Below are 2,325 nucleotides of genomic sequence, written 5' to 3' on the forward strand. Positions count from 1 at the left end.
GCGGTCTCAGTTGGCGTCCGGTTTCAGGCAGCCGACCAATGGCAGGAACTGGCGCATCTCGTCCGGACCAGCCACCGTTGCTGGCTGGTGACGCACTGAATGTTCTTTGAACCGACGACCTTCCAAGTGAAGAGGCGGTTGAAGACGCCGACGTTGGCCGCGGGCATGAACGCCGTCGTACGGGGGTGAGAGGGTGCCGACGTCAGCGCCCACACCGATGAAGAAAAGGGGAAACGGGACTGCAGCCGCAGAACCCCTGTAAAGCCTAGCCCGGATACCCCAATGACCAGCAAGACCAGCCGCGCGCGTGGGACGCGCGCCGTGCCCGCCGTGCCTCCCGTTCCACTCGCGGAGCCAATCGGCCTCCACCTCTTCGACTATCGCGACGTCGACCGCCGTCTGCATGGCGACGGCATCATGACCACGACGAGCGATGAGGAGGGCCATGCCCAGGCGCGGCAGCGCGCGCTGTGGAACCGCCTCTATCAGGATGAGCGTGGCTCCTGGCGCAGCCTGATTGTCCCCGACGCCGAGATGATCGCGCGCCTCGCCGCGCTCGACCGCATCTGTCCGCAGTTCGCGGCGGTCACCGCCTGGATCGTTCGCGCGGCGACGCTTGCGATGGCCGGCGGCCAGCCCTTGCGGCTCGACCCTTGCGTGCTGCTGGGCGCCCCGGGGACCGGCAAAAGCTACTACGCTCATCGCCTCTCCCAGGCCTTCGGCGTCTCCCGCCTGACGATCCCCATGAACCTGATGACGGACCGAGGCACCTGGTTCTCAGGCCTCGCGCCGATCTGGCGGGCGTCGGGCCCCGGCAAGGTTGCGCAACTGCTCATCGACTCCAGCTGCGCTTCGCCCGTCATCGTCATCGACGAGATCGAGAAGGCAAGCCCGATCAATCCGAGCGAGACGCCGATCAACGTCCTGCACTCGCTGCTCGAACGCGAGAACGCCAGCCGCTTCACCGACGAGTTCGTCGAGGTGCCGCTGCGCGCCGATCACATCATCTGGATCGCGACGGCCAATGACCTCTCGCCGCTGCCCGCCTCGATCGTCGATCGGCTCATCGCCTTCGAGATCACGTTGGAGCCAGGCCAGATGCAGGCGATCCAGCGCTCGCTCTTCGACGAGGCGAATACCGCCACGGGCTCGCTATTCGCTGCCCCGACAGACGCCCTGCTCGAAGAGGTCCTCGCGCAGACGCCCCGCGCGATGTCGCGGCTCTGGCCGATCGCTTTCGGCTTCGCCTGCATGGAGGGGCGCCGGCACGTCACCCGGGCCGACCTTGCCCAGGCGCAAGCCGTGCTGCGCCCCGGATCGGCCGGGAAGGGGCGGATCGGGTTCCTGAGCGGGATGAAGGCCAAGGGCATGATCGCGGAGACGGCGAGGGCCAGCTACGGATCGGAAGCCCGGAGGGGAGGCTGACGAGAGAGGGACAGTGAGGAACGGGACCAAACACCCCCGGGAACTCAGCACGACCTCCATCGCAGAAAGCACCATCGACATGACCTGCTCCCAGCCCGGCGCCACGGCCGCCGCAACCCTCGCCACCCTGCCATTCGATCCGACCCTGCGCCCCGTGATCGACGAGATCGCAGCGCTGCGCCTGCATCAGCCCAGCACGCCGGCGTATGCCGCCTTCATCCGTAACCGGACCTCCGTCGCCGACATGGTGGAGCGCGCCCGGCTTCATGCCGACCAGGTCGCGCGCTTCGTCGCACTGGCCCAGGTGAGCCCGCCCGGTCAGGTGTCGCAGCATCTCGGCCAGCTCTACGCGCTCGTTCTGCTCAACACGACCGCGACTGTCGCCGTCGCGCTGATGCCGGCGACCAGCGGCGCCGATCGCCATGCTCGCCGACAGCAGGGCGCAGCGTTCCTCCAGAGCCTGGAGAACCCTGAGGACAATGAGCTTCGCCATGTCGGCGAGATCGCCTTCGGACTGAAGGATCACGATGTTCACACCCTCGCGCGGGACGCCATCGCCTTCGCCGGTCGCGGCCATGGCGAAGCGCCGTCGCCCAGCCACGCCACGATCCACCGCATCGAGGAGCACGTCGCCTTGCGCAGCTGGCTCAAGCGCAAGGCGGATGCGGCCCTGCTCCTCGCCGAGGCCCGGCAGCATGCGGTGTGGGCGGAGCGCTTCGCTCTCTCGCTCGATCAAGACGAGCTGCACCCTGAGGACCGCGACGAGATCAATTCCGCCAGGGAAGGGGCGCTGCTCCAGCACGTCCTCGCGCTGGCCGCGCTCGCGCTCTCGCCGGTCCAGGTCAATACCGACCGGATCTTCGAGGCCGCTCATGCCAGCGTCGCGACGCGTGCCCCTCT

At 68.0% G+C, this 2,325-nt stretch carries 2 protein-coding genes; both read left to right on the plus strand.

Annotated elements, in window-relative coordinates; all coding sequences use genetic code 11:
- Window positions 1-282: 282 nt before the first annotated feature.
- Complete coding sequence (locus tag AX750_RS19740) at window positions 283-1,425, plus strand: AAA family ATPase (RefSeq protein WP_066735383.1); 1,143 nt, start codon at window positions 283-285, stop codon at window positions 1,423-1,425.
- Window positions 1,426-1,504: 79 nt separating this feature from the next.
- On the plus strand, window positions 1,505-2,325 hold an 821-nt coding region (locus AX750_RS19745; RefSeq protein ID WP_156450115.1), incomplete at its 3' end, for a hypothetical protein.

This window comes from Methylobacterium sp. CCH7-A2 (assembly GCF_001557075.1).
In the GTDB taxonomy this organism is placed as follows: Bacteria; Pseudomonadota; Alphaproteobacteria; order Rhizobiales; family Beijerinckiaceae; genus Allobosea; species Allobosea massiliensis.

Bases quoted from the DNA above. Each gene is read 5' to 3' on its own strand.
- AX750_RS19740 (WP_066735383.1), top strand. From the start codon at position 283: ATGACCAGCAAGACCAGCCGCGCGCGTGGGACGCGCGCCGTGCCCGCC.